17 protein-coding genes are annotated in these 26362 nt (G+C 38.4%); 7 read left to right on the top strand and 10 right to left on the bottom strand.

The annotated features are described in order from the left end of the window. Positions 1-105 precede the first annotated feature (105 nt). Positions 106-777, top strand: a complete 672-nt coding sequence (locus UABAM_RS00450; protein ID WP_151966020.1) for a lipopolysaccharide kinase InaA family protein — start codon at positions 106-108, stop codon at positions 775-777. Here the strand turns inward: UABAM_RS00450 and UABAM_RS00445 are convergent. After that, complete coding sequence (locus UABAM_RS00445) at positions 772-1218, bottom strand: hypothetical protein (RefSeq protein WP_151966019.1); 447 nt, start codon at positions 1216-1218, stop codon at positions 772-774. The genes UABAM_RS00450 and UABAM_RS00445 overlap by 6 nt on opposite strands. Positions 1219-1320: 102 nt before the next feature. On the opposite strand from UABAM_RS00445, the gene UABAM_RS00440 reads away from it, so the two are divergent. Together UABAM_RS00440 and UABAM_RS00435 are read left to right on the top strand one after the other, a co-directional pair. Continuing rightward, positions 1321-2775: a protein kinase domain-containing protein gene (locus UABAM_RS00440; protein WP_151966018.1), complete on the top strand. Its 1455-nt coding sequence runs from the start codon at positions 1321-1323 to the stop codon at positions 2773-2775. 87 nt (positions 2776-2862) lie between these two features. Further along, positions 2863-3336, top strand: coding sequence for a hypothetical protein (locus UABAM_RS00435; protein ID WP_151966017.1), 474 nt, complete (start codon positions 2863-2865; stop codon positions 3334-3336). Between the two features lie 205 nt (positions 3337-3541). On the opposite strand, the gene UABAM_RS00430 is transcribed toward UABAM_RS00435, so the two are convergent. After that, positions 3542-4219 carry a thioredoxin family protein gene (locus tag UABAM_RS00430; protein ID WP_151966016.1) on the bottom strand — a complete coding sequence of 226 codons (678 nt, stop codon included), beginning with the start codon at positions 4217-4219 and terminating at the stop codon, positions 3542-3544. Positions 4220-4393: 174 nt separating this feature from the next. Here UABAM_RS00430 and UABAM_RS00425 point away from each other — a divergent pair, with 174 nt between their 5' ends. Next, positions 4394-5302, top strand: coding sequence for an alpha/beta fold hydrolase (locus UABAM_RS00425; protein ID WP_151966015.1), 909 nt, complete (start codon positions 4394-4396; stop codon positions 5300-5302). A 31-nt stretch (positions 5303-5333) separates the two neighbouring features. Here UABAM_RS00425 and UABAM_RS00420 read toward each other — a convergent pair whose 3' ends face one another. Then, positions 5334-6959, bottom strand: coding sequence for a protein kinase domain-containing protein (locus UABAM_RS00420; RefSeq protein WP_151966014.1), 1626 nt, complete (start codon positions 6957-6959; stop codon positions 5334-5336). A gap of 163 nt (positions 6960-7122) precedes the next feature. Here UABAM_RS00420 and UABAM_RS00415 point away from each other — a divergent pair, with 163 nt between their 5' ends. Beyond that, positions 7123-7962, top strand: coding sequence for a phosphatase PAP2 family protein (locus UABAM_RS00415; RefSeq protein ID WP_151966013.1), 840 nt, complete (start codon positions 7123-7125; stop codon positions 7960-7962). On the opposite strand, the gene UABAM_RS00410 is transcribed toward UABAM_RS00415, so the two are convergent. After that, a complete protein-coding gene (locus UABAM_RS00410) occupies positions 7959-9746 on the bottom strand; it encodes a hypothetical protein (RefSeq protein WP_151966012.1) in 1788 nt (595 codons plus the stop codon). The genes UABAM_RS00415 and UABAM_RS00410 overlap by 4 nt on opposite strands. Before the next feature lie 29 nt (positions 9747-9775). Here UABAM_RS00410 and UABAM_RS00405 point away from each other — a divergent pair, with 29 nt between their 5' ends. Further along, on the top strand, positions 9776-12283 hold the full coding sequence (locus tag UABAM_RS00405) for a HEAT repeat domain-containing protein (protein WP_151966011.1): 2508 nt from the start codon (positions 9776-9778) through the stop codon (positions 12281-12283). Positions 12284-12328: 45 nt separating this feature from the next. On the opposite strand, the gene UABAM_RS00400 is transcribed toward UABAM_RS00405, so the two are convergent. Continuing rightward, positions 12329-13282: a hypothetical protein gene (locus tag UABAM_RS00400; protein WP_151966010.1), complete on the bottom strand. Its 954-nt coding sequence runs from the start codon at positions 13280-13282 to the stop codon at positions 12329-12331. A gap of 209 nt (positions 13283-13491) precedes the next feature. Next, positions 13492-14376, bottom strand: a complete 885-nt coding sequence (locus UABAM_RS00395) for a DHH family phosphoesterase (protein WP_151966009.1) — start codon at positions 14374-14376, stop codon at positions 13492-13494. Positions 14377-14588: 212 nt separating this feature from the next. Here UABAM_RS00395 and UABAM_RS00390 point away from each other — a divergent pair, with 212 nt between their 5' ends. Further along, positions 14589-18527 carry a WD40 domain-containing protein gene (locus UABAM_RS00390; RefSeq protein WP_151966008.1) on the top strand — a complete coding sequence of 1313 codons (3939 nt, stop codon included), beginning with the start codon at positions 14589-14591 and terminating at the stop codon, positions 18525-18527. Positions 18528-18826: 299 nt separating this feature from the next. Here the strand turns inward: UABAM_RS00390 and UABAM_RS00385 are convergent, their stop codons facing one another. The 4 genes from UABAM_RS00385 to UABAM_RS00370 all read right to left on the bottom strand — a co-directional run bounded on the left by UABAM_RS00385 (position 18827) and on the right by UABAM_RS00370 (position 26128). Continuing rightward, positions 18827-19522, bottom strand: a complete 696-nt coding sequence (locus UABAM_RS00385) for an LETM1 domain-containing protein (RefSeq protein WP_229759340.1) — start codon at positions 19520-19522, stop codon at positions 18827-18829. 8 nt (positions 19523-19530) lie between these two features. Continuing rightward, positions 19531-21039 carry an HDIG domain-containing metalloprotein gene (locus tag UABAM_RS00380; protein WP_151966007.1) on the bottom strand — a complete coding sequence of 503 codons (1509 nt, stop codon included), beginning with the start codon at positions 21037-21039 and terminating at the stop codon, positions 19531-19533. A gap of 82 nt (positions 21040-21121) precedes the next feature. Beyond that, complete coding sequence (locus tag UABAM_RS00375) at positions 21122-22882, bottom strand: 30S ribosomal protein S1 (RefSeq protein ID WP_152021942.1); 1761 nt, start codon at positions 22880-22882, stop codon at positions 21122-21124. A gap of 390 nt (positions 22883-23272) precedes the next feature. Next, a complete protein-coding gene (locus UABAM_RS00370) occupies positions 23273-26128 on the bottom strand; it encodes a tetratricopeptide repeat protein (RefSeq protein ID WP_151966006.1) in 2856 nt (951 codons plus the stop codon). Between the last annotated feature and the right edge of the window lie 234 nt (positions 26129-26362).

Below are 26362 nucleotides of genomic sequence, written 5' to 3'. Positions count from 1 at the left end.
CGCGCACAAAATATACGGCATTTCCATTAGATCATTGATTTATCCATCATAATATCTTATGCTAAATACACTTACATCAGACTTTAGACTAGAAAGAATTGCACAATGGATCTGCCGTACGAAAAGCGCCGCGAAAAAAACGTTAAAATCGTCATTCAAAAGAACTTTTTTTCTTCAGACGATTGGCTAGGAGAATTGAAAAAAATTTTTGCGGACGGTGTCATGATCAAAAAAGGGAACACCACGGAAGTGGTGCGCGCAAACCACAACCATCGGCAAATCTTAATAAAGAAGTATAAATATAAAAACTTTTGGCACTCTCTAAGGCACTCAGGACGCCAAAATCGCGCGATAAAATGTTGGCATTCCGCCTTAAAATTTAAAGAGTATGGAATTCCAACTCCCTTACCTCTAGGTCATATCAGTGAATACAAACATGGTTTATTTTATGGAGCGTATTTAATTACGGAGTATGTAGAAAGTCAGTTTTTATACCAATACTTTGACACGCCTCATGAGAAAGAGCGACTCATCGAAACAGCACAACACGTCAAAAATATTTTTGCTCTTTTCGACAAGCATTATATTGTTCACGGAGACTGTAAGTGTACCAACATACTCATCCACAACCACAAGCCAATGCTCATTGACCTCGATTCAACGAAGTTTTATGGGTACATTGGTTTCCAACGACGTAAACACAAAGACCGTAAGCGTTTTCGTCATGAAGTGAGCCGCTTCCCGTCTCTACAAGAGTTTTTTAGCGAAATGCTATAGACATAATTCATTCAACGGCCGCAAGTCAGGTTGACACCATTCTTTTCTTGCCTCAACAGAAAATAGCAGCTCTCGCGAATAATAAAGCAAAGGATACTTTTTGTCGACGATTTCGGACGATAGCAACTGCAAAAATGCTTGGGCACACAAAGTATCCAAGGTATTTTTTGTGACATATTCAGCGATTTTTAGTAAATAAAATCGCGTTATGGTTTCATGGTAACCACGCTCGTTATTATTAGGAATACCTAAAGCAACGTTATTTTTTTTTATTGCTTCACGGAGTAATGGTAAAACTTTTTCGAATGGATTTTGCAGCACATACCACAACGCCACAACAAAATGTGCTTGGTGTGTCCACTCCTCTTCCCTTAAAGTCCCGTCGTTAAATCTTTGTACGAATTTTTCGATATTTTCAAGTGTGGCAAATGAATTATCCATACTGTGCCCTTTTAATTTTTGAAAAATTGTGTATTATGTTAACAAAATTCTGGTATCTTGTACTTTACAAACACCGTCTGACCAACAATGTAAGTGTTTTTAGTGAGAGTCAACATGCTCAATAATCGTTACCAAGTATTAGAAAAACTCGGAGAAGGCTCGATGGGTGTTGTCTGTCGTGCTCTTGACAAGAGTAACAATCGTTTGGTGGCAATTAAGCAGTGTACATTGTCCACGAAAAATGACAAAAACGTCGAGCGCTTTAAAAGAGAATACCAATTCTTATCACAAAACCAACACAAAAATATTGTAAAAGCCTACGATCTTTTTAGAATCGAAAACCGTTACTATTTAGTTCTGGAGTACATTAGAGGTATCACTCTCGGAGATCTTATTTTTGAGCATCCACGCTCTATTCTTTTTTCGCAACAATTGGAAATTGCTATTCAAATTTGCGATGGTGTTAAATTTCTCAACAACCGGGGAATTGTACATCGCGATTTAAAACCTGATAATATCATACTCACAGAAAACTATGTTCCGAAAATACTCGATATGGGAATCGCCAAGTCGCAAATGAGGGATATGGACTCTTTGACTTCCGCTGGCAAAGTTGTCGGTACGATCTCTTATATGAGTCCAGAGCAATTTTCCCATAAAGACTCTAACAAAATTGATGTATTTTCTTTGGCGATACTCTTCTATCAATTTTTCGCATGGTTACCGGGGTCTCCCTTCAAAGGTAAAAACTTTTCCCAAACCATGCATCGTATACTCAAAGAAACATTACCGTGTTTTTCGATATATACCGATAAAAACAACTTACAGCACAAAACCGTCGGTAACTTCCTACAACTCGCCATGCAAAAAAATCCCACTCAGCGCATCGACATTAACAAACTGTATTTTGCGCTGTGCAATGCGCGGCAGATAAACAATATACAAAACCTATACAATCACAGCAATAACTTACTAACAAGCCGCACCAATCCCCGTAGAGCAATGTATATAATCATTTGTACTCTCATTGTTTTGACAGCCATATTCGTTTACTATATACCTTTTTCTTCGCAACCTACCGACAAGAAAACGCAAAATACAACATTTACAAAGAGTCTCGAACATTTAGAAAATTTACACAATACAGGAAAGTATACACAAGCCATACAACACGCAAACACAATGATCGAAAAAGGCGACGCACATCCTCTACTTTACCGCGTTTATTCCTGTAGAGCTGCTGCGTATTATCGAAATGGAATGCGCGACAATGCAATTCGCGACTTTCACCAAGTATTACAGCTCAATGACAAAGCTCTGAAAATTTATGTAAAACTAGGTGCTTTGTATGCCCAAAAAAGACTCTTCAACAAATCGCTACAACAATTCAATGCCGCCCTAAGAATAAAGCCTGATTACGCCGCGGCGTACTACTATCGCGGAATAACATATGCTCTAATGAAACAAAAAGACAAAGCACAAACAAATTTTAAAATAGCAGTGCGGCTCGACAAAAGATATATGCAAAAAATACACAAGTATTATAGAGAAAATTAGAGCAAACCCCCATTACCATTTTGTCGATTCGTATGATATAATTCTACAGCAAACACCGGTTCACTAATAAATTTTTGAGGAAATGATATGGATGAGGAAGAGTTCGATATCGCATTGCAAAAATATCTCGAAATTCAAAACCAAGAAAAACATCTTGCCCAACAAAAAGCCCTATTACGTCAAAAAATCGAAAGTTATTTAAAGGGAGTGCAACGCGATCAAATCATGGTGAGTATGAGCGACTTTGATGTGCGCATATCGCGCAAAGAAAAGGTAGTAGTAAAATACGATGAAGACGTTTTACGCGAACGTTTACAAGATGATTATCCAAAAGTATTGGCTCTGGATATCCAAAAGATAAAAAAACGTCGACGGGAGCTTGAAAATATACTCCAGGAAAAAATAGAAGAGTTTGCTTCTCCTGATCGCGAAAAAATTCGCAACCTCATTGAAGATGGTGACTTGGACTCAAGACAATTTCACGGAGCGTTCACCAAAGAAATTAAGAGTACTATCTATGTAACACGCAAGAAAAAGTATGAAAAGAAACTTGGTATGTAGGTTTAAAGTAGTTTGATTTAAATAAAACTACAGCTTGCTATTGCGTAAGGGTCATCCCTGCAAAAGCAGGGATCGAGCGTTTAAAAGTCAATTTTATATTGCTAGTTTCCCGCTTACGCGGGAATGACATGAATTTTTAAGTCTTTACTAGGAATCTTTTACTCTGAACTTGACAGTCATGCGCTCACGTGGAAATGACACGGACCTACCAGTATTTTTGTAGCTCTTCTTCAACAGCGGTAATATCGCTAATAAATTTGTTGTATTTGGCGAGGTTTTCTTCGTTTCTTTCTGGCCTTGTCATAATCCATGCTTCAAGATCTTTGATGATTTTCTTGCGCTTTTCGATAAGAGCCTCATATTCTGCTTTTTGTGCATTTTCCAATTTAGCCAAGGTTTTGGCAATTCCTTCAGGAGATAGGTTGATTGCCGCAAGTATTTCATTGCGAAAACTCGCTGCTGTCTTCTCTTTACCGGCCCCTAACTGTGCAATTTGTTTTTTCTTGCTATCTAGTAAAATATAAGTAGGATAGCCTCTTACAGCGAATTGTTTCGCTAATCCTTTATTACGTTCTTTGTATTTTTCAGGAACAATTTTTGGATTACTTGGAAAATCAACGGTGACAAGTACTAAACTTTTTTGCGCATATTTTTGCCATTCGGCGTCAGCGAAAACATTTTTATCCATTAATTTACACCAGTAACACCAGTCAGAACCAGTAAAATTCATGAGAATGGGAAGTTTGTTTTCTTCTGCAAGTTTGTACGCGGCATCAACATCCATTGTCCATTTACCAATTTCAGCGCCTTCCGTGGCGACTTCATTGGCAAAACAAGTAACAGCTACACACAAACTCATTAAAAGAATAATGGTCTTTGACATGTTCCACTCCTATATAGATTGGTATTGGTAGAGTTATTTTACCATTCTACCTCTTTGTGATTATAATAGAGGGTATACCCCCTGAATATTTTGTTCATTGTTTATATTTTGTCGTATAAACATACAAAAGTTTACAACTTTAATATAAAATTTCCAAGTGGAGAAAGATTTTATATGCAAAAAACATACAACACACAAGAAAATGTCAAATTTGATGAAGATCAAGGATGGCTTACAGCACCTGGAAAACGTGGAACAGTGATCTTACTACACGGATCACATGCCAGTCCCATTAACAATGAATTGCTGGCAACAGAACTTGCCAAACTTCAATACGGAATCGTATCTCCTTTGTTAAAAGGACATGGATTAGGGGGGGAATACCCTACGGCGACATCACAAGAGCTCATCACTCAAGTACAACAATGCATAGAAGACGTAAACAAACAAGAAAATTTTTGTATCGTAGTGGGGTCGAGTATGGGAGGAACTCTAGCACTTCTTGCAGGAGTTTTAGATAATCCACCAGACATGATCGTTTCTATTAGCGGTGCTCTTAGTTGCCGCGACATAGACCATCCCTGGATTCGCGTCCTTAATGAATTAAAAACCCATTTAATGTCAAAAATGAGCGAAATTCAAATTCCCACGTTAATTTTCCATGATATCGATGATAACAGTGTACCGTATGAAGATGCCCAGATCGCCATGCGTCATTGTGGTAGTGAGCAGAAAAAATGCATTCTTTTTAGCGGTAGTGGCCATAGTTTGATGTTTAGTAACTATGCAAAACAGATTGCTCTCGACATCGAAAATTTTCGCAACTCGCTACGCAAAAAAAAGAAGATTACTCTGGAATTTTTTGGTGAGGCAAGCGAAGTATATTTGGCAGGGGAATTCAATAATTGGCAACCAACATTACAATTTGAAAAACAAAATGACCGTTTCGTACTACAAACACGACTACTAACGGGTACATACCCTTACAAAATCGTAGTCGATGGAAGATGGATTTTAGATCCAAAAGCCGCGACAATTTCTACTCCAAATGGCGAAAAAAATTCGCGGCTTGTCGTGGACTAAACTTAATTTAGCTTTTAGAGATAAACAAAAATTAATTTTGTCTTTTTTTCACGATAGAACTCAAATCGTGCCAACCACTTATTTTAGATGGTCGAGGATTCATCAGTCGCTTACGCTGAAGTTGTAGTTGTTTAAAATTCCAAAATGCCAGTGTTGTTTGACCAATGGTAAATGTCACCCCACTGTCAATTTGACATTTATTTATCTTGTCGCCTAAAATCTTTGTGCCATTGCTACTTCCAAGATCTTCTAGAGTGCAAACTCCATCTTCTAGAATAATCTTGGTGTGTTTACGCGACATGCGCGTATCTCCTGGTATATTGATATTGGCCTGGCGACCGATGATGAAACTTTGGTTATCAAGAATGGGGCACATTTGTCCTTCTATCTCTTTTTTCGGGGACGACACCACTTGCACACCGAAAAATAATTCGGTCTTATCCACATTGAGAACACTTTCCCATAACGCAAAATCATTGGCCTGTTCTATCCAATTTTGGATTACATAAAAACCAGGACGGTCTTGTGGTGAAAAAGATAGCATTTTTTCTAGTATACCTGCCATTTGCGGAGTAACGTACGCCGATCCCGTCTGCAATTCATCTTTGGTAATGGGCTTGTTATTTAAAACACGCTTTTCATATTCTTCAGAGGAAACAAAAGGAAAACGTCCGGTTACCATACGATAAAAGATAATTCCCGCGGAATAGACGTCAGCCAAAGGTGTTGGTTTTTCTCCGCGAATATATTCAGGTGCAAGGTACAATGCATGTCGCGAACTAGGCATTGCTCCTACAAGCGTCATATTCCATCCGGTAAACTTAACTTGCTTCTCGCGACCACAAAGGATGTTATCTAAATTAAGATTTTTACAGACATAGTCGTATTTTTCTGTGGTCTGCAAAAGTTCAATAATTTTCGCAAACACCATCCGCGCTTCTTTGTATGACAGTTTACCTTTTTTTGCTAAATAATTTTGTAGCGTTTCACCTTGAAAAAATTCGATTTCAGCATGGGGAAGTTTTTCATCAAAACTTTTAATATTACGTAGTATATCACACTCTATCTCTGCAACTCTTTTCGCTACATTAAAAAACTCCATCACTTGTAATTGCTCTTCTTTATGATATGGATGCAGTATTTTTACCACAGAGTCTTTACTTACACGATAAATTAGGTAACGTTCGCTTTCAAAAATTTTCTTGGCAAATTCATACTTTGTCTCTAAATAGTGCTCCATGCCTTTTTTTGCCAAGCCTTCTTCACTGGTGATGGTAATATTAATCACTGTATAAGGACGTATTTCTAATCCCCACTCAAGAAGGGTATGTGCCTCGATAATCTTGTTTTTGCTAAACTCAAGCGTATAAATATCACCCTTTTCCAGACAAACTTCACCTTTATTGGTATTCAGGATAATCTCATCATAAGCAGTGATCACAGCTGAGTCGTGTTGAAAATTAAATACACAATGCTTTGTATTTATTCCTTCGACCACAATAGATGATTTCTTGGAACTCCCAATTGTGATAAAAGATGTAGGAGTACTTCCAAAAAACAAATTCAAACTATTATGCAAAGTGTCTTGTTCTGTTATGCTATTTGGTAAATTTCGCGATATGTCTATCTGACAATGAAAAGCATCATAATTATTCATAATCAACCTTTATAAATTTACATCGATGACACTCAAATATATTCATCTAAATTGGTGAAACGCATTAGCAATTAGGGTATATTTATATAGATCAAATATATATAATATATTAAATCTTAAACACATAAATTGCAACTTCTGAATAAAATAAAAAGGAATCGCGATGCCTTGGGAAATCAAATTTATACAAGCTTTACAAAGTTTCGACTCTGCGCCTATTTTGTATTTTAATAAAGCCATGACCTCTTTAGGAGAGGTATATTTTTTCTTGGTCTTTCTTTCTGTTAGTTGGGTAATTGCCCCAAGACGATTTTCTATTCATTTCACGTTTTTATTGCTGTTCACCGTACTGGTAAACACCGTTCTCAAAGAAATTTTTCTGCGTCCACGTCCTTTTGTATTAAATCCTCACCTACAGTTATTTGCTGCAGAAGGTTATTCATTTCCCAGTGGTCATTCGCAGATAGCCGTTGTATTTTGGGGATATTTAGCCTACTATGTTCGCAATAAACGCTTTACCATTTTGTGTCTGGCACTCATGTTGTTCATTGGTATTTCACGTACTTACTTAGGTGTACATTATCCTACCGATGTTCTGAGTGGTTGGTTTATGGGGCTTGTGTGTTTGGCGCTATACTTTGCCTCGCAAAATTTTTGGCAACAATATCACAAAACAACCGCCATATTTTTTGTTGTTGCTGCAATGATAAGCGTACAATTTTTTCACACCGAATTACTCGTTCCTGCTCTCGGTGGATTGGTAGGAACCATTATTGGCTGTTACCTTGCTGCCCAATACCTGAATTTTACGCTTGCCACATCAAAATCCAACAATATACTGCGTATTGCCGTTTCTATTATTGGTACTTTATTACTGTACTTTTGCGGCAAAGAATTTTTTCCACGAACCGATATGATTCGTTTCGTTCATTACGCACTAATTTTATTATGGATGTCATTTATGGCACCAAAGTTATGCTGCTGGAAAGGCAGTAATGACTAATAAATAAAGTCTATATCACAAGCCACATTCCACAGTATTTCATCAGGGGAAGGTTCAATTTCAACAACAGCCTGGACATCAAAAGACTTTGCATAGTTGAGATTTCTTCTCCACCCCCGAAGTAGTCGCGCTTTAATGTGTTCCATTTTTTGTCCGCGAGGATTGCGGTTAAACAATGTCAGAGCTATTTCTTCTGCCCATAATTCCTGAAAGTCTTCAATGTATTTAATCACACCTTTACCGGCAATATCTACCTTAATGGTTGGGGAAAGAAGTTGCGCACTCTTGTCAAACTTGTATAAACTACTTTCATGCCAAGTAGGGGCTATTTTGTCTTGCACATCAACAAGGTCGCGCAAGAAGGAAGCGTGGCTACTAAATACGACATTATTTCCGAAAGTAGTCAAAACCGGTTGTATAGCTCCTCCTGTAATATCAAAACCACCTATATCTATGCGCAAAAAAGTGTGATTGCCATATTTCTCTTCCGCAACTTTTACTTTGCCTTTGGTTTTTGCGACTTCGCGTTCTAACATTTCTTTTAAATAATTGTAAAAATCACTCGCTGTGGGAGAGGGAACGATGAAACACACTGATGGATATGGGTCCAAGACATCAATGTCTTGTTTGACATAATCAATGGGAGCGGAAACGACAATGATTTGTTTATCGATGTGTTTGAATATATACTCTTCTATAAATTTAGTTGTTTTGTGAGATTTATTGAGGATGCTTATACTACGATCGAGTTCGCGACGCATTTGCCGTGGTATTTGTTGATAAATATACCACCAGACATCAATACTGATGGGAATCTGTACTTTCAGGTTCGTTTTTTTAGGCAACATCTTGCCCGCAAACTGCTGTGCAGAAATTTGGTACAGCTTTTGGTGATATGACGACACGGAATCAAGTTCTGTAATACCTTGGATCGTAATATGTGGTTGTAATTTTAAGGACAGAAGAGTTCCACCTAAACTCTTCACTTCCACAAGTGGTCTTAGTTGGCGTGCGAACTGATTTATATGCTTTTTTAATACTTCATCTTGTACATACATAAGTATCGGAAAGTTTTTCTTTTCCACACGATTTTTGAGCGTCTTGGATTTTGAAAGAATCGAAGAGCTTTTACTTGTCGCTAAACGCCAACTTTCTTGTAAGTAATTTTCATCGTTAGAAACAAAAAGAACATCGTTTTGCATCGCAAAAAATAGGTTATTTTTTGTGTCTAAACGAACTTTTTTAATAGTAGAGTTAAGGTCGACATGGTGCTTTTTCGCCATTTCTTCGGAGACAAAATAAGGAGCTGCCCCTTCTGCAATACGTACTAAAAAATCAATGCGTATGATACCTAAAAACTGTGGTTTGTTGTCTCGCAACCTCATCGAAGTTGCCATTTCACCTTTTACAATCTTCCACAAATACTCTTCATGCAAAAACTCAAATCCCGCTTGTTTTTGTTGTTTCAGCAAATCCTTCCACAATCGGTTGAGTTGCTTATATTCTCTAGTTCTCAAAAATTGGCGAAAAGCCATGGTCTTTTCTAAAGTTTCCATGGGAAAAGTTTGTTGAATGTCATTCCACAATTGTTTTGCGTCATGTATATATGTTATACTATCACTTTCTACAGGTACTAAGGACGCTAAATTTTGTTCATAGACTCCTTCAAAAGGATTTGCGATTAGAGTACAAAATAGAACAAACGAAACCCCTAGCAAAGAAAGTAAAAACACAACGATATATATGAGAAATTTTTTCCAACGTTTTTTTTTCACATCTTCCAATTTTCAACCTTTCGCTGCGGAGAATTATATTGGCTAACCCAAAGCATATTCAAATTCTAGTGGAGTCTTCTCAACAAAACAATTGTAACATACAATGGAATATGTGGCGCAAACAAAATCCAAAGGAATCTATAGATTTATCCTCTGGCAACTTGTCATATTTGGACCTATCTTCTGCGAATTTACATGGAGCAACATTTGATAAGTGCTATCTTAAAGGTACGGTATTTACAAACTGTAACCTTAACAACAGCTTTTTTCGAGGCTGTTATGCCTACCATGCGACCTTCGATCATTGTACAATGATCAAAACAACTATTACGGATTGTCATTTCCTACAAGTTCAATTTCGCAATAGTAACTTGACACATGCGCAGTTAACAAACAGTGACTTACGAGGTTGCCATTTTACACAAGTCTGTTGCAAAAAGCTCAAACTTGATGGTAGTTTCTTAGATAAAATTTCATTTTTCCATTGTAGCGGTCAAATAGCTTCGGTGGAGAATATCAAGTGTTCACAATGCATTTTAGATGATCAGACCGTCTATGTCAAAAATCCCAAATCCATGCAAAAAATGTTAAAATTTCCTGTGCAACAACAATTTTTAATGCAATTCCAAAATATAGAGATTCCTCCCCAAAGCACACAAACAAAAGTAGAACAAAAATCTGAGCCACAAAATCAACACATTTTACAAGTGGAAGAGCCGCAATCAATACACTTTCCTATAGATCAAAATATACAACATTTTCCGCATCAACAGTCACCAGTAAAAACGTTGGTAAAAACACCTACACCGACCACAAAATTTTCCAAGGTATATGTATACATATGTTGCATTGCGATTTTCGCGGGCCTTTTAGGCATTTATTTTCGTCATTACATTTTTTTAAAAGTTCTAGAATACCGCCTTCACCACAATGATCCTCAAGTGCGCGACCAAGCGATTTCGGCGTTAAAACAAGCCTCACGAGAAACTCAATCACATCCGCAAGTCATCAAAATACTTATCGCGCGACTTCATGAAAATGTTCCAGAAGTTCGTAAAAAAGTACTAAAGGTACTCAATCAAATCAATCGTCCGGCACTCAAAAGCCTATTAGATGTATTGTACAAAGGTAACGATAAACAGCGTTTAGCGGCATTAGAGGTCATAGGAAACATGCGCGACCAAGGGCTACCTGCTTTGTCCATCATATTAAAGCTCTTACAGCACGAAAATACCGCCATTGCCATACAAGCAACAAAAACTATTCAACAAATTGGTGACATGGCGTACAGCTCTTTACCCATTTTGCTGCAAAATTTACAAAAAAGTGCAAACCCTCAATTACAAGCCGTGACCATCCGCACGATGTCGCGTATGAGGCTTTTTCGTTTAGTGCGTCCCTATATTATTCCTTATTTGCAAAGCGAAGACCCTCAAGTATGTGGCGAAGCGGCACTTGCAATTGCCTCTAGTAGATATCTACCACCGCAAACTATTCCGTTTTTAAGTAGACGCTTGTTAGAGGTAGAAGATATGCAACTCAAAAACAGACTGCTGTTCTGTCTTGGACAACTTGCAAAACAAATGGACATCAGTGCGGCGCTGAAAAACATCACGACGTGTATCTATGACGAAGACCCGAGAGTTGCACTTTATGCAGCACAAACGTTAGGGCATGCCAAAGCTTTTACCACAATAGAAAAACTACTCTCCGATAAAAACAGTCGTGTACGTCAACTATCCATCGTGAGTTTTTTGGGCCTAGAGGAAAAAAAATCAAAACTACTAAATACATTTATAGAGGTAGTCAAAAAAGAAAAGGAACGTATTGCCTTATTAGAACAGCTCATGGTATTTCAACATCTCGAAAGATCTCTAGAATACGAGAAAATTTTGCTCAACATATTAGACAATCATAAGGATGACAAAATACAGGAGTTTTGTTTGCTGGCTCTTGGTAAAGTTGCCGTTTCCCACAAAGCAGTGGCGATATTAGCGCAAATTTTTTTACAAAACTCTCGCCAGAAAAAAACAGCCCAAGCGGCATTATCTGCCATGGGAGAAAAAGCTCTACCAACCATTCACAATATGTGGATTTCAGGCAATCGCAACACAAAGATAGAAATTCTCAATATCTTACAACAACTGGATGATATAGGTCCACTTTTGCCCCTAGTTCGTCCCTTTATCAACGACAAAAAATACCAAGTCCGGTGCTCCGCACTACAAATACTCGTTGATTTTAATGCCGAAAATCTCGAACCGATTATTGTAAGAAGTTTACAGGACACCTCAAAAACCATGCGTCGTTTGGCAACCAAACTTTTTATGGTAAAAAAGATGAAACGTTCCCCACAAATACACACGGCTTTCATGAAAAACATTCGCCATGAAAATAATAGATTGCGACTATATACACTGGACGCTCTTGTCCGCTCGGGATATTATGATGAAGAACTTCTTGGTGAATTACAAAATGACTCTTATCACCAAGTACGTAATTTGGTGAAGAAGATACGAAAACAGAGGGTTTTAAACGCGGATTAAGGAATGGAAAATCCGTTAGAAAATCTAACGGATTTAAAAGAAATGTTAGTTATTGGACTCGCGATAGTTAAATTGCAAAGCTTGCCAGCGATATGCTTTTCCTGAACCAACACGCTTTTCACTACCAATAAATGGTTTGTAATATACGTCGAAATTTTTCACCGTATACTTATATGTAAGATCTACATAACCATATTTTCCAGGTGTAACATCTCTCCAATATGAAAGAGATCTAGAGAATGAATTTGTTACGTCAAAACCAACGGAAGCGCTAATGATTTCAGCTTTAACACCAACGTTTACTGAAACCTTGTTGGAAACACTTCTTGTTTCGTTGACAACAATTTTTCCACCTGGTCCACTGTGACTAACAATGGTTCCTTGGCTAATCGGGTAATAATTTTGCGTTCCTGTTACAACAACGCGATATGTGCCAAGTACTCTTGTTTCTGCTTGCTGCGGTTGTTTTTCCACAACAGGCTCAACATCGTTTTCTACCTCGTCAATACCTGGTTTGAACACTTTAAAACCATTGTCTTTTAGAAATGATTTTGAAAAAACATTGCGCGATACACAATGAGTTGCTCCCCAGCCAGTATGAATAACGGTAACTTCCTCCCCATTTACTCCAACGACAACCATAGTATGTGCTTCTGGAGCATTCTTTTGCAATATGTTTCCTGCTGCTACTTCAGAAATAGGATGTTTTGCATAATCAGATCCACTAGGTAGCGCATAGCCACACTCTGAAGATACAACAATACGTGCAAAAGTTTTGCTATCCGCAACATGGTGTCCAGAACCTGCTGGAAAATCAGCAAAGCCATTGTATTGAAGTAATTGGTCATCTTGTTTCAATTGTGTTACGTCTTTATCGTTGCCCTGCACAACCCACTTGCCCAAAAACTCTAAAGAGCTTGCTCTTTCGGCAATATTTGCATTTTCAGCAACAACAAAACTACATAACACGATTAATGATAATAATATATTTTTCAACATAGCGATTCCTTATAAGAAATGCCTTGTGTTTGTAAACGAAATGACAACTATAACTATTATAAACTTATTCCGTGGCATCATCAATTACAAAATTCTAGTTCTCTAAGTGTAGATATTCTCTTGTATTTGATGCCCCACAATCGGCTTCGCCGATTACTCTAGTGATTTCCTATACTTCAGGATTAGCTGAGTTTCAATGTTCCAAAGTACTACTCTTCTTTCAAATGAAAAAAAGAGTATATATCAAAATCTTTAATCGCATACCCGGCAGCGTTTTTATGCCCTCCACCGCCAAATTTTTCCGCGACCTTACTCACATCAAACTCATTATCGTAAGAGCGCAAAGAATGCGTACCTTTTTCGACGTTCACCATATCGATGTATTTCACGTCATTCCAGGCTTTGGGAGGATTTTTCAAATTTCTGATATAACCGGCGAGATCAGAGGTGTAACGATTAGCGGTGATCAGAAGCCGCTCACCGTCGACAACAGCACTTTCCACTTTGTTTTTGAAATACCATTCTTTCTTTACGGACAATGCTTCTAAAAATAAATTGTCATTGCTACTTATCAACGCTTCTTTCTTGCGTAAACGACTCAGCATTGTATCCACAAACTTCTTCTTCCCCAACAAACTTAAAAGATCATTAAACTGCGTTGCATATGGTAAAGAGTGTAACCACAAATCATAATCGTTTACATAATAAACAAATGCAGGTAAGTTTAATGGTACTTTGCACCCAGGTTTTCTCAAACAGCAGTCTTCGAAAATTATTTTTGTTGCACATTTTGATTGATCAACAACACACCAGTCATAATCTCGTAAATATTGTTCAGAAGTTTGATGATGGTCATAGAGTCGCACGCGCTTCGCATATTTTTCGTGTATCAGTTTTGCTATTTCTTCTGAAACAGATACGTCGCTAATGATCAACTCTTCATCTGTTTGTGTCAAAATATTTTTTACCGTTTCGTTTACAATACCATAATCACAATGGTAAACTTTATCAGGGGTGATTTCAGCAGGGTAAAAGCAACGAGCAACAATTTCACATCCTACACCGTCTAAATCATTATGTGTAACTAAAATCATGAAAAAACCTTTAAAGTTATTGAGCTAGACATCTATGTCTAACTAAAGACATGTAATATAAAGAGGGCTGTCAATACCGATTCTATAGCCCGAAACCACACGCGAGTCTACCAAATATAAAAAGGAGTGCTCGCGCAAGTTTGTTACTATAACAAGACCGCGTTGGCAATGAAAAGCACAAAATAAAATTCACTACTCAAAGAGGCCGTAACATGGATACCTGGAAAACACTTAAGTTATTTATCAGTTCGACATTTGTCGATTTAGAATTAGAACGCGACGAACTCACACAACAATTTCGCAAACTCAAAGCACAACTTATCGAACGGCACCTATCCTTCATGACATATGACTTAAGGTGGCGACAAAAACACCAGCGCGACTCTATCGTCAAATGGTGTATTGAAATGGTAGAACGTTGCGAATTTTTTGTGGGAATTTTGGGAAGTCGTTATGGATGGCGACCTGAAAAAGACGCCTGGGGTAACAACAATGATAGCAACATATCCGTAACAGAAATGGAAATACGCCATGCACTCCAGAATATTGATCGCCAAAAACGATTTTTTTGCATTCTAGAGAGAGATATCGACGACGCGAAAGATCGCGCGTCGATGTTGGCACTAAAAAAAGATCTAAAAGCCCAAGGTGAAGATGTATTTGAATTTTCCGATACAAAAACGATGCTTACCTTTATCGTCGACAAAGTACAAAAGCAAATAGACGAACATTACCCAGAAGTCGTCATAAATAAAGATGAAGAAAATACCCGTGAAGTATTGATAGAAAATTTTATCGATGAAAAATTACAAGGATTCGTAGGACGCGAAGATTTTGCCACAAAAATTTGGAATTTTGCCCATAATAGAAATCAAAAAAACTACCTAGTGGTTCATGCAATTGCCGGGACGGGAAAATCGGCAGCGATGGCCCAATTTTATAAGCGTTGGAAACAAGAAAAAGATGTACCTATTCTACGCTATTTTTTTAGTGTGGATAACAGTGCACGTCAATTTGTTGCCAGTATTGTCGACCAACTTCATCACCACGGCTTACTTGAAGAGACACCGAAAACCGACCCGCTAGAGCTGCGCTTCCAAATGCGCTCGACGTTGGAAAATTTATCGCAAAAAATACTCATCGTCATCGATGCCATTGACGAAGTAGAGGAAGCCCACAAAGACCTATCATGGCTACCGAATAACTTACCACAAAACATAAATGTTATTATTTCAACAAGACCTGTGTCTACTTTCGATATTGTACGTGACTACATAAAAACACAAACGATTGAGTTGCCACCGCTTTCCACCAAAGAAATCGCTTTGATCATCGATTCTTATACAAAAAAACATCAAATTGACATCTCCACCGAAGATGCTCAACTTTTACAAACGCGTGCCGATGGAAATCCTCTGTATCTAAAAGTAGCTCTCGAAGAAATTGTATCCAGTGGATCAGGGGTTGGACAACTCGCGACATCTATAGATGCTTTATTTGAGCAAATCATTCAAAGATTGAGTGACAAATACGACACCAATGTTATTTTTGACTATCTCGGTCTCATTACCGCGAGCGAATCAGGACTCATGGAAACAGAACTTCAGGAAGTTCTACAGCAGTACTACAATATTGGCGACGATCTATTACTTATTGTTGCCAAAGCACTCGACAACTTCATCGTAGAACGTGGACAATTGCTACAATTTTTTCACGCGGAATTCGAACGTTCCGTCAAAGAAAGACTAGGAAGAAACCGTTTACGCAACTACCACCAAAAACTTGCCGACTATTTCAAAGCCAAAGGTTACAAATATCCCCGCGCCTTGAAAGAAATTTGTTATCAGATGTTGTGGGCAGAAAAATACAAATCGCTATTACAACAATTATGCGATTTTCATTTTTTACAACAAAAATCTAAAATGGGAATGATAGATGAACTAGTACAAGATTTTGAGATGGCTCTCTATCACCCACTTCTGCCCATGCCACAAAATACCCAAGATACATATAACGATGTAGAGATCAATCGCGAAACCCTACGCTTGCTATGCCACGCACTAACGCTAGATTTACGCTTTCTACGCCGTCATCCTGAGTGCATATTCCAATGTTTGTGGAACCGTTGCTACTGGTACGATAACCCTAAAGTCAAAAACTACTACAACTATGACGACAATTCACAACTACCATGGAATAACACAAAATTATTCTTACTGGTAGAAAAATGGCGCGAATCTTTCCACGGAACTTGGGCAAAGAGTTTATCTCCTGCGGAACCGCATCTTGACTCCAAATTACGCAGGTTATTTATGGGACATAGTCGCGAAGTATACAGTGTTGCCTTTCACCAAGATCGCCAAAGAATCGTTTCTGTGAGCGAAGACAAAAAAGTACGTTTGTGGAACGCCGAAACAGGAGAGTCACTACACGAAATTACCGAGCATGGTGAAGTCGTTCGCGCCACTACCTTCAGCAATGACGGCAAGAAGTTCGCCACCGCCAGTGATGATGGCTTTATATTTATTTGGGATACACAAACCGCAGAGTGTCTACAGATAATAGAGAGTGGTTTAGGAACAATTACCGCCCTACAATTTACCCATCAAAATAAACAACTTCTTAGCGGAGGAGACGATGCGCGCATTGTCATATGGGACGTGGAAAGTGGGCAACGTGCCTATTTCTTAGAAGGACATCGCGACGCGATTTATGCTCTACATGCCATGGACGACTACACAGCCTCTGCTGCCAAAGACGGCGAAATAAAAATTTGGCAAAACGAAGAATGCATCGCTACATTTACAGGGCATGACAGAATTGTCAACGATGTAAAATTTAGTTTCGATGGCAAGTACTTGGCCTCTTGTTCCAAAGACAACACCATACGTATTTGGGAAATAGCAACAAAGAAGTGCTTGCGAGTTATTGAAAACCACTACGATAGTATCAATGCCATCGACTTCATTCCCCATACTCATTTACTCGTTTCAGGAAGCGACGACCGCTCATTGTGTGTTACCGACATTACCACAAGCAATGTTGTCCTAGGATGGAAACATCACAACTGGCAAGTAACAAGCTTACAAGTCAGTCTAGACGGTAACTACGTAGTTTGTGGTGCAAGAGATGGTTCTGTATCACTATGGGATATCCGTAGGCATGCCGCGCAAAGCAACATGCAACTTTCGATAAAAGGGCATAAAGAACGCATTCGTCGTTTGTGTATACTACGCAAACAAAACCAAGCCGTAACAGGGGCGAAGGATCAATTTATCAAAATTTGGGATGTCAAAAGCGGAGAATGCAACAAAAGTATTTTTACTGATATGAAAATACGTTGTCTCAATATCAGCGAAGATGAAACAAAAGTCGTTGTCGGAAGTCGGCAAGGGGACATTGGTATTTGGAATTTACAAACCGGTGACTTTATCCATCGCATGAAAGGACACAAAGGGATCGTGTCAAGCATCATGTTTTGTCATAACGATAAACATATTCTGTCGATCGGCTATTACGACAATACCATGCGTTTGTGGAGTGTTGCCGATGGAAGTTGCTTAAATATCTACGAAGGACACAAACGCTGGATAGAAAGCGTAGATGTCGATCGCAATGCACGGCTCATTGCCACAGGATCTCGCGACAAGACACTCAAAATTTGGGACATGCAAGGAAATTGTTTGCGTACCATGCACGGCCACGAATTAGGGGTAATGAGTGTTGCGTTTAACAGTGACAGCAGCAAAATCGCTTCCGCAAGTGCACGTCAAGGAATTGTACGCATTTGGAATGTACAAACCGGTGCGTGCCTGCACGTACTGTCGGGGCACAAAGATATGATCACCCACATGCGTTTCAAAGGAGAGCAATTAATCTCGACAAGTAGGGACCACCAAACTTTTGTTTGGAATACAAATGACGGAAGTCTCATACGAACCATCGATGGACAAACAGACTTGGAAAGTTATTGCAACGAAAGCATTTTTAGCATTGCGCAAAGCTGGAAAACGTCTATTGTAAAAGACGACAAGGATCTAGTGTACTTACCAGAAAAAATGTCATTTGTTTCGGTGATTGACGACCACATCGTGGGTATTTACAAATCCAATGAACGCTCTATTTCTGTTTTGAAAATTGTGGAGAATTAGGTTGTCTCTTGTGTAACCATTGGGTTGTTACTTTGTTTTTAGATTATCTTTGGTGTGCGATGCCCCCACATCGGTGCTTCGCACCGATTGCTCCCCCTGTGGGGGCTGGTAAGTGCATACAAAGAAAGAAATAAAAACTAACAAATCACTAGGTTGTCATCCCTGGCTTGACCAGGGACCCAGGCGCTTTCAAGTCGAATTTATATTGCTGGTTTCCCGCTTCCGCGGGAATGACACCTCTGGGCAGCTTAATACATCTATAGCATGCAGGAAAAGACATCACTGGTATCAGGGTGATTTTATTGCGTTTTTTCGTCTTGTGATTGTTCGTCTTCGGTACTGGATTCTTCTCCATCATTACTGTTCAGTAATTCGCGCATGCTTTGTTCTACTTCTTCACGTACTTCAGAAGAAAACTCCACGTCGTTATCGATAGGCACATCTTCACCATCTTTAAGGTCTTGATTTAGAGCGTCTTCACCATATTCTTCTTTTACTTGTTCTTTGAAGGAAGAAGGCATCAAATCCCACGGAAGTGCTTTTGCCAAAAGTGGTAAAAGAATCATTCCACCTGGAAGCAAAAATATTCCAAGTGCAGGTACTGCTTTAACGATATCTCCCAATTGCTCCTTCGCCGCTTTTTTTTCTTCTGTGGAAAGATCATGGCCATTGGAATATTTCCACAAAACCATCAACATTTCGTTCGATTCACTCAGTTCTTGACGTATTTTTTTCCAGTTGTCGCGTAGAAGGCTTTTCAACCACGGATAACCCACTTCATTGCGATATTTAGTGTCTGCTAAAAATCTTGTGCTGTTAATTAGAGAGGATGTTACCATCTCTACTCCCTGGTATATAATATTTCCTGTCGTTTCTACCGCTTTTCCTGCTGCAGTTGTTACAGAGACAGCGGTATCTACTACGGTATTGACAGAACTTTGTGCGGTATCTACTGATTTCTTAAAAAATTTAGAACAAAATTTAAATATACTCATTATTCGCCTCATGTATAAACTTCGATTGTTTTTTCTCGGATAACAGTTACTCTAACAACACCTGAATATAAAATCTCTTTACCTACAGAATCCGCCAATTGTTTTGCTATTTGTTCGGCATCTTTGTCGTTAATAATCTCAGAATTTACCACAACGCGTATTTCGCGTCCAGCGGAAACAGCGTAAGCGTCCTCAATACCTTGAATATCTTTCGTTAAGGACTCTATCTTCTGTAATTTTTTCATGTACTTTTCAAATGTTTCACGTCGTGCTCCTGGTCGCGCAGCACTAATTGCATCAGAAATATTCACCACTGCCGCAAACGGTTTTTGTGCGCTCACATCTTCATGGTGTTCCACAACACCTTCGATTACCTCATTTGTCTCGTTTTCATCACGTAGCATCTGCTCACCTAGAGAAGAATGCCCTCCCGACTCCTGGTGATCTACCGCTTTACCAATATCGTGCAAGAAACCACCACGTTGACAAAGAAACTGAGAAAGTCCTAACTCCCCAGCAATGCGCCACGATAGCATTGCTACCTCGAAGGAGTGAGCCAACACATTTTGTCCAAAACTGGTACGATATCGCAATTTCCCCATCGACCACGCCAAAGTTTCTGGTAAATGCTTCATTCCCAATTCGGTACATTTTTGTTGCACAAAATGAATCGTTTTTTGTTTGTATTGCTGCTGTTTCTTTTCTATGTCTAAATCATCTATCTTTTGAATATCGTACTCTACAATGTCCAAGAGTAATTTTCGCATGATTTCGCGACAATACCCATCGGAATCATTAATAACAACATTGTTGTTCTTGAAATGAAAGGTAACTCCCAATTTATCTGTAAAAGTGTGTTGATGACTTTCGATAAAACGCAAAACCTCATCTTTTTCTAGCCACACACTATTTGGATAAGAGTCGTGCCAATGTCCAAAAACACTACGCTGAACAATAGAAGACAACAAACGTTTTGCAATCTCCTCAGAGGAGATTGTAATATCATCGGCAAAACGATTTAACAAAAGCTCCTTTTCACCACGTAGCTCTTTATCTACTTTGTTTAGGATATCTTCTTTGACGGTCGCAACATCATAATCATTTGTTTGTAAAAGTTTATTTTTATGCTCTCTGCGAATATCTTCTAATTTTTCATAGAGGTTTTTATAACAATCAACATTGGTTTGTACACGTGCCTTTTTTTCGAAAAACAATTGTTCTTTCAAGGATAGATATTCTTCACGATTTTGAACTTCTACCTCTTGATACGTAATTTGTTCCTCTAAAGATTGAATATTTTGCTCATATTTTTGCACAATAATTTTTTTGAGATGTTGATATTCCGAAGCCAAAGACTCTGTTTTTGTAGCACTGATATTTCTTTTGTTGGCTATCTTTCTTGCACAAATATGCTCTATTTTACGCTTTATTTGTTGTGAATACTTTTGCTGGCGTTTATACAACAACCATGAAAAAATATATCCAATTATTGTGCTTATAAACAACAAAGAAATCATTTTATGCTTTCATAATAAAAATAGCGCATCTCCTTCATACAGAAGTAGATGCGCTTTTATAAACGATAAAAGAAATTAGATATTACTCTTTTTCTTCGCTTTCGCTTGCTGCTTCAGAAGACTCTTCAGCTTCGTTTGTGGCTTCAGTGTTTTCTGCACCACTATCTTGTGCTTCTTCCTCAGCTCCAGATTCAGCATCCTCTTCGTCAGATTGTGCCTTTACCAAGGATAGACCAATTTTTCTTTCTTTTTCGTCCACTCTTAGAATCTTAACTTCTACGACATCGCCAACCTTGACAACTTCGTTAGGAGATTTAATTTTCTTATCTGTCAATTCTGAGATATGTAATAAACCTTCTAAATCTGTTTCTAGTTCAACAAAGACACCAAAATTTGTCAATTTTGTGACTTTACCGCTAACGGTATCATCCACTTTGTATTTACCCAGAATTTCATCTTGCCAAGGATCAGAGTGTAGTTGTTTCATACCAAGAGCAACTCTCTTACGCTCTTGATCAACTTCTAAAACTTGCGCTTGAATATTGTCACCTTTTTTCAACATCTCGGAAGGATGACTAATTTTCTTGGTCCAGCTCATATCTGAAATGTGTAACAGACCATCGATTCCTTCTTCTATTTCGATGAATGCTCCGTAGTTTGTTAAGTTACGTACACGACCTTCAATGACTGTTCCCACAGGATACTTTTCTTCAACAAGAGACCATGGGTTGATTTCGGTTTGTTTCATACCCAAAGAAATTTCTTGTTTTTCTTTGTTGATATCTAAAACAACAACTTCAACCTCATCACCAATGTTAACAACATCTGAAGGGTGATTAATTCTCTTTGTCCAAGATATTTCAGAAATGTGAACCAATCCTTCGATACCATCTTCCAATTTAACAAAAGCACCGTAGTTCATTACATTTACTACGCGACCAGTAACTTTTGATTGGATAGGGTATTTCTTTTCGATATCTGTCCAAGGACTCTCGGTTTTTTGTTTTAAACCAAGCGCGATTCTCTCTTTTTTGCGATCCAACTTCAAAATTTTGATTTCGATCTCGTCGTCTATTGAGACAAGTTCTGATGGATGACTAATTCTTCCCCAACTCATGTCTGTAATGTGGAGAAGACCATCTATGCCGCCTAGGTCAACAAAAACACCAAAATCTGCGATGTTTTTGACAACACCTTTGCGAATTTGACCTTCTTCTAGCTCTTCTAGAAGCTTTTCCTTCATCTTCTTACGTTCTTCTTCGATGAGTCTACGTCTAGAAACAACTATGTTCATGCGAGTTTGGTCAATCTTGATGATTTGTGCCTGTAAATTACGTCCAATGTATTCAGAAATATCACCTGTACGGCGAATATCAATCTGAGAAGCAGGTAAGAAAACTGGAACGCCAACGTCGAGTAACAACCCACCTTTAATCTTACGAATAACCTTACCTTCAACAAGGTCACCCTCTTTTTTAGTGGCAATAAGTTCTTCCCAACCTTTGATTCTGTCAGCTTTCTTCTTAGAAAGTACAACTGTTCCGGACTCATCTTCGACAGCTTCTAGAAGAACCGCGACTTCCTCACCTATTTCTGGTGGGGTGTCAAATTCCGAACAAGAAACTTCCCCTTCTGATTTGTAACCAACATCAATAACAACAACATCGTTTGTTACATTGATTACCTTACCTTGTACAATTTTATCAGGTTCGAATTCTTTTGTTGAGTCGTCATACAACTGAGCCATGTCTTCGCTGGCAATTTCACCCATTGCTTCAGCAACTTCTCTTTCCAAGACTTCTTGTTCAACAGATAGTCGCTTAACAATATCTTTTTGCTTCATTATCATAAAATGGAACTCCTCTGTTCGATGAATTTGCTAAGTCCCAAACCACCTAGCTTTATACTAGACACACTCTAGCATATAATTCATCGTCACAAAAAAAATAGCTATTTTTTTGCTTTTATCAATTTAAATGTCCGAATGCTATTGCAACTGTAAACATTACCAATTTTGCAATATAACCAAAGAATTGGTCACCAAAAAGCCAGAACTGGAAAATACAAAGGCATAAGAACTACTATATGAGTAATAGTTCTTATGCCTTTGTATTATTTATGTATACAGGTCTTAAACACTCTAAATAACAATACAAAATCACTAAATTTTTTCATATTGTTACATAGTAAAATCATAAATATTTTTTGTATATTTTACAATAAAAATTTATTTTTATTTTACTTTTTCCCAAATTTTTTTGGCGCGACTGTAACCAGGCTTTAAATCCAAAGCTGACTTAGCATAATTTTTCGCTTCTAATTTATCTCCCAGTTTCAAAGCCAACTCAGCGATGTTGGTATGCAATACATGCTCATCTTTCTTTGGTTTTAACGCAATAGCAAGTTTATATGCCGTAATTGCTTTTTTCCACTGTTTCAGCTTCGTCAAAACTTCTGCGCGTTTCATTTGAAACTCTAAACTAAACGGGAATATGTCTAGTGCTTCTTCCAACCACTTTGAAGCTGTTTTGTATTTTTGTTGATCAATATAGTGGTTCGCTAGTTCTAGACGCAATTTGAATTCGTTACCTTCTTTGTTCAAAAAGTCTTCGATTTCTTTGTAATACTCCGCTGTTCGTCCTTTCGCTTTGTATATCTTCGCCAGCAACATATACGGATTACTTGGCCCAACATAATTTGGAAAACTTTTTTTCGCTTTTTTCAAATACTCTTCTGCTTTGGTAACATTTCTCTGATTGAAATACATAATTCCCAAATACAGGTAGGTATAAAAATTTTCACATCCAAGCTCTTCCGCTTGTAGCAAGAACTCTTGTGCTTTTTTGTAATCCTTGCGTCGATAAAATATGCGACCCATAATTTCATACCCATCAACACTTTCGGGATCTAAAGCGAGAGCATATCCTGCATTGATCTCTGCATCTTTCAACTTGTTGCTCTGTAAGTAAGCGATCGCCAAATGAGTATATGACTCAATGTCCATTGGGTCTTCTTCAACTTTATCTTTTAAGTCGTCAATTTTTTGTGGCGGAACGGACATCATCATTTTCATGTTGCCAAAAATGTTCTTTTTGATCCATTTCAAGAAGTAGCCATCAAACTCTTCGGCCGTTAATCCCGTAACTTCTTTGATAATCTCTACGTCTTTTTTACCTTTTTTGTACAGTTCAAGCATTTGTTTTATCGCGGTAAATCCATAATTATTGCGAATGAAATGACACAACAGTCCCGCTTGGTAATAACAAACCACCACTTCTAATGCATACTTTGGTCTTGTAAATCCCGCATTTAAATCTTTAATTCCACGCATCAAACCTGCGTTGTAAACAGTCCATAAATCTTTATCTCTTTTACGAATCACCGAAGGATTGCGGTCTCTTTCGAACATTTCCGAAAGCCCTTCCGTAAACCAACGCGGTATTTTATGATCCGTCATTTGCAGTGTGAAGGCGTGACTCAACTCGTGCCAACCAACAGAAGCCCAGTTCATTGTGCCTAATTTCATTGCCTTCGGTGATAACTGCGCAAGTACTTTTCCAAAACATACTCCGCTCGCCGCAATCATCGACAAACCCAATACACGAACAGAAAAGTCCTTTGTTTCAGGATAGACTTCCCACAACATAGGAGTTTCAGGAGTATAGCCATAGATTTTGGACATTTCTTCTAAAGACTTTTCCAAATGCTCGCTAATAATAGGTAGCATGACATCTGCTTCGCTGACGTGTAAACGAATACGAAAGTTCTTGGTCTCATAGACTTTAAACTCCTTGAATTTGTCGAGAAGCAATAGCATATTGTGTGTTTGAACGTGGAAATTGTACTCTTCACGAACTTTCTCAAAATGTTTGCGCGCTTCCTCTTCCTCGCCGGTGCGCATCAAATTTGATCCAAGCTCAATGTAAGCGTCCCACAAAAACGGATTCAATTTTATTGCCTGTCTTTGCATGTCTAAGGCTTTAGAATATTGGAAGTTTTGCGCTAGAATAACACCTGCTAGTTGATAAAACTCGCCATACACAGGATTTATCTTAAAGACCTTTTCTTTCACTTTTTTGTACTCAGCCATATTTTCTTTTAGGAAGTGGTATGTGGCCAACCAAGTTAACGCCTCTAAATGATTTGGATTGATTTCGAGTGCCTTTTCGAGTTTTTCAAACGCGCGACCATATTCTCCATCTGAAAGGTGTACTAGTGCCATAAGAGTTAAGGCATCAGTATATTTCGGATTGATTTCGAGTGCGTGATTTAAAGTGGGAATAATTTCTGGGCGTTTCGCATAGTTTTTCGTGCAATAAATGGCTTTTGCGTATAACAGTTCCGGATGGTGAGGGTTCAGTTTCAATGCTTCACGTAGTGTCGAATTGGCGTCAACGGTGTTGTAAGCCTCTAAAAACATATGTGCCATTTCTACATACGCAGGAAAATAAAGTGGGTCTTTTTCCATCGCACCACTGTTGTACTCCGTATCGGAGAGGATACCGTTAATGACCGCCTTCAAGGTATCACTACGGTCCACTTCATCACTATTCATCGCATAGTAACGGCAAGCAGAACCGATGGCGACTAGATCTTCGGCCGAATATTCTTCTTCTGGATAATAATTATCAAAAATATTGGAAAATATCTCAAGAGCTTTGTCTTTTTTACCAACCATCATATAGTGTTTACCAAGCGCTACACGAACAACAACACTTTCCGAATCCGTTATGAATGCCGTGATAAAATTTTGATACGCTTCATCGTATTTCCCTTGGATTTCGAGCATTTTACCCACCAACATCAAACCACGCGCAGCGCGTTTCTTGTCTGTGGTATTGCTGTATTGTTTTGCCAGACGTCGCGCTTTTTCGTACTCGCCAGTCAAACGATAGGCTTCAATAAGGCTCTCTACACCCAACGGTGAAGCATCTGCATCAACAAATTTTTCTAACTTTTTGATCGCCGTTTCATATGAACCTTTTTCAAGTAGCTCTTTTCCTTTTAGTGCAAGAAGCTCATGTTTCTGATCCGCATACGCCGGTACTAGTAAACACATAGCAGTTAAAATAAGAATAAAATTTCTCATAAACGCTCCTTTGAACTATTTTCCTATATAAAATGTTCTCTGGAACTATATAACTTCCTTATAGTGTCATCCCTGCGAAAGCACATACCTATCAAACTAAGATATAAAAGCTTTCTCAATAAAGACTTACATAACCGTGTCATTCCTGGCTTGACCAGGAATCCACAATACAAAGTTAAATTGTATGCGCCTGGATCCCTGATCAAGTCAGGGATGACACCCGTAAGGTAGTTT

It is taken from the genome of Candidatus Uabimicrobium amorphum, assembly GCF_009002475.1.
GTDB classification, from domain to species: Bacteria; Planctomycetota; Uabimicrobiia; order Uabimicrobiales; family Uabimicrobiaceae; genus Uabimicrobium; species Uabimicrobium amorphum.
The sequence above is the reverse complement of the archived record's forward strand: the minus strand, read 5'-3'. Positions and strand labels throughout refer to the sequence as shown.

Excerpts from the sequence above, each read along its gene's own strand:
- UABAM_RS00450 (WP_151966020.1), top strand. The coding sequence starts at position 106 with ATGGATCTGCCGTACGAAAAGCGCCGCGAAAAAAACGTTAAAATCGTC.
- UABAM_RS00445 (WP_151966019.1), bottom strand. The coding sequence starts at position 1,218 with ATGGATAATTCATTTGCCACACTTGAAAATATCGAAAAATTCGTACAA.
- UABAM_RS00435 (WP_151966017.1), top strand. The coding sequence starts at position 2,863 with ATGGATGAGGAAGAGTTCGATATCGCATTGCAAAAATATCTCGAAATT.
- UABAM_RS00430 (WP_151966016.1), bottom strand. The coding sequence starts at position 4,219 with ATGTCAAAGACCATTATTCTTTTAATGAGTTTGTGTGTAGCTGTTACT.
- UABAM_RS00425 (WP_151966015.1), top strand. The coding sequence starts at position 4,394 with ATGCAAAAAACATACAACACACAAGAAAATGTCAAATTTGATGAAGAT.
- UABAM_RS00420 (WP_151966014.1), bottom strand. The coding sequence starts at position 6,959 with ATGAATAATTATGATGCTTTTCATTGTCAGATAGACATATCGCGAAAT.
- UABAM_RS00415 (WP_151966013.1), top strand. The coding sequence starts at position 7,123 with ATGCCTTGGGAAATCAAATTTATACAAGCTTTACAAAGTTTCGACTCT.
- UABAM_RS00400 (WP_151966010.1), bottom strand. The coding sequence starts at position 13,282 with ATGTTGAAAAATATATTATTATCATTAATCGTGTTATGTAGTTTTGTT.
- UABAM_RS00395 (WP_151966009.1), bottom strand. The coding sequence starts at position 14,376 with ATGATTTTAGTTACACATAATGATTTAGACGGTGTAGGATGTGAAATT.
- UABAM_RS00390 (WP_151966008.1), top strand. The coding sequence starts at position 14,589 with ATGGATACCTGGAAAACACTTAAGTTATTTATCAGTTCGACATTTGTC.
- UABAM_RS00385 (WP_229759340.1), bottom strand. The coding sequence starts at position 19,522 with ATGAGTATATTTAAATTTTGTTCTAAATTTTTTAAGAAATCAGTAGAT.
- UABAM_RS00380 (WP_151966007.1), bottom strand. The coding sequence starts at position 21,039 with ATGATTTCTTTGTTGTTTATAAGCACAATAATTGGATATATTTTTTCA.
- UABAM_RS00375 (WP_152021942.1), bottom strand. The coding sequence starts at position 22,882 with ATGAAGCAAAAAGATATTGTTAAGCGACTATCTGTTGAACAAGAAGTC.
- UABAM_RS00370 (WP_151966006.1), bottom strand. The coding sequence starts at position 26,128 with ATGAGAAATTTTATTCTTATTTTAACTGCTATGTGTTTACTAGTACCG.